This is a genomic window from Polymorphobacter sp., assembly GCF_051860865.1.
Taxonomy (GTDB): domain Bacteria; phylum Pseudomonadota; class Alphaproteobacteria; order Sphingomonadales; family Sphingomonadaceae; genus Sandarakinorhabdus.
Genome location: NZ_JBIMKZ010000141.1, coordinates 1 through 2,278, shown reverse-complemented (window position 1 = coordinate 2,278; position 2,278 = coordinate 1). Strand labels below are relative to the sequence as shown.

Here is a 2,278-nt window from a genome sequence, read left to right as displayed (position 1 = left end):
CCCCGCCGCCGCGCCCCGCGGGGGCGGGGGCGGCGGCGCCCCCCCCCCCCTCCCCCCTCCCCGGGGCGTGCCCGGGGGCGGGGCCTGGCCAGTCAAAGCCGGTGCGGGCGGCGCGGGACTGGAGCTTCTGGGCGCGCATCAGGGCGGGCAGGGCGCGGGCGACCCCGTCGAGCGCCGAGGTGGCGGTGTCGGCGCGCTCGGCGGCTTTGAGGGTTTCCCAATCGGGCCGGGGCACTTCTGGTCCACCGGAGCCGAAGATATGGGGGTGGCGGCGCTCCATCTTCTCGCAGAGGCCGGCGATGACGTCGGCGAGGGAGAAATGCCCGGCTTCTTCGGCCATGCGGCTGTGAAAGATGACCTGGAAGAGGAGGTCGCCGAGCTCCTTGCGGAGTTCGGCCATGTCGTTGTTGGCGATGGCGTCGGCGACTTCGTGCGCTTCCTCGATGGTGTAGGGGGCGATGGAGGCGAAGTCCTGGGCGCGGTCCCAGGCACAGCCTGTTTCGGGGTCGCGAAGCCGGGCCATGATCGCGCTGATGCGGGAGAGATCGGTCATCATCGGGTTGTGGCGCAGGACGGCGGAATTGTCAGCCGGGATGAGACGAGCGGGTGAACTTTCCTGAAGGGCAACGGTTGTTTCGATGTGGAAGGCTGGCCCGGCGGTGCGTTGAGGCATCATCAGGATCCGGCCAACAACTTGGGATGATGGAGAGAATCATGATCAACGAGAATGTGGCGGTGTATGAGGATCGATCGGCTTCGGCGATTTTCGACAATGAGCAGGAAGCGACTCTGGCGGTTTCCGAACTGCGGGCAGCCGGTATCGAGGACGATTCCTTGTCGGTGATCGCGCGGCAGGGCCGGACGACGACGACGCGCGACGGCGCCGGCCATGTGACCGACGAGGAGCAGACCAAATGGTTCCGCGGCATCCTCGGCGGCGGCGCGCTGGGCGCCGGCCTCGGCGTGGCGGCGCTGGCGATCCCCGGTGTCGGCCCGCTGGTGGCGGGCGGCGCGATCGCGGCGGCGCTGGTGCCCGAAGCCGTGGCCATCGGCGCCGCGGCGGGCGCTGCAGCCGGGACGCTCAACGAAACGCTGAAGAGCCATGTGAGCGAGGCCGACGCCGGCTATTATAGCGAGCATCTCGGCAAGGGTGGCGTGCTGGTGGTCGTCAGCGGCGAGGGCATCGACCGGGAGCAGGCCCGGCGCATCCTGGCGCGCAATGGCGGCCATAGTTCAGCGCAGGCACGCCAGATCGCTTGAGCGGAATAAGGGCCGGGGATGGTTATCCCCGGCCCTTTCTTTTGGGGTCTATTATATCGATAATATATATTATGTTTAATTATGGCCCGGGATTGTGCTGTGGCAGGGGTTCGGCAATGATGCCCCTCAATCACATCGATGAGGTTCGGGCATGAAAGCGGCGTTGGTTTCGGGCGCGGGTATCGGCATTGGCGCGGCGACGGCGCGCGCGCTCGGGCGTGATGGCTATCATGTCTTCGTCAGCGACATTCTTGAGGCCGAAGGCCAGGCCGTGGTGGCCGATATTGTCGATGATGGCGGCGCGGCGGAATTCGTTCTGCTCGATGTGACCGATACCGCGGCGGCCGAGGCGCTGGTGGCCGACATCGAGGCGCGGTTCGGCCATGTTTCGGCGCTCGTGGCCAACGCCGGGATCGCGCCGCGCGCCGGCTACCAGATCCTCACCGACGAAAAATGGGACAAGGTTTTCGACGTCAACCTCAAGGGGCAGCTGCGACTGATCCGGGCCGCCGCGCCGGCAATGAGCGCGGCGCGCCAGGGCGCCATCGTCTGCGTGTCCTCGATCGCTGGCGCCGTCGCCGGATGGGACGACCATTGGCATTATTCCGCCGCCAAGGCCGGCATCACCGGGCTGGTGAAGGCCGCCGCCGTCGAACTCGCCAAGCACAACGTCCGCGTCAATGGCGTGGCGCCCGGGTTCGTGCGCACCGCACAGATCCTGTCCGAAGAAAATTCGCTCGGGCCGGCCGGTCTCGCCGAAGCGGAAAAGACCGTGCCAATGGGCCGCGCCGCCGATCCCGCCGAACTGGCCGATGTCATCGCCTTCCTGCTGTCCGACAAGGCCAGCTATGTCACCGGGCAGACAATCATCGTCGATGGCGGGCTGACGGTGGCGCTTTAGGTTGTCGCCCCCGGCTGTATCGACATTCATTGGAAACTGGCCCCGGCGGTAAGGAAGTGCCTCCGGCGGCTGGGGCCGCAGGCCCCAGACCCCCCAATTAATTCGGTTGATCCCGCA

3 protein-coding genes are annotated in these 2,278 nt (G+C 67.1%); 2 read left to right on the top strand and 1 reads right to left on the bottom strand.

The features are described from left to right. Nucleotides 1-556: nucleoside triphosphate pyrophosphohydrolase (gene mazG / locus ACTIFJ_RS15300; RefSeq protein WP_439534977.1), on the bottom strand; the 556-nt coding region annotated here is incomplete at its 3' end. A 158-nt stretch (nt 557-714) separates the two neighbouring features. Between mazG and ACTIFJ_RS15295 the strand changes: the two genes are divergently transcribed. Continuing rightward, nucleotides 715-1,260, top strand: a complete 546-nt coding sequence (locus ACTIFJ_RS15295; protein ID WP_439534976.1) for a hypothetical protein — start codon at nt 715-717, stop codon at nt 1,258-1,260. A 151-nt stretch (nt 1,261-1,411) separates the two neighbouring features. Beyond that, a complete protein-coding gene (locus ACTIFJ_RS15290; RefSeq protein WP_439534975.1) occupies nt 1,412-2,161 on the top strand; it encodes an SDR family NAD(P)-dependent oxidoreductase in 750 nt (249 codons plus the stop codon). Nucleotides 2,162-2,278: the final 117 nt, after the last annotated feature.

Coding starts and splice junctions, on each gene's coding strand:
- ACTIFJ_RS15295 (WP_439534976.1), top strand. CDS start 715: ATGATCAACGAGAATGTGGCGGTGTATGAGGATCGATCGGCTTCGGCG.
- ACTIFJ_RS15290 (WP_439534975.1), top strand. CDS start 1,412: ATGAAAGCGGCGTTGGTTTCGGGCGCGGGTATCGGCATTGGCGCGGCG.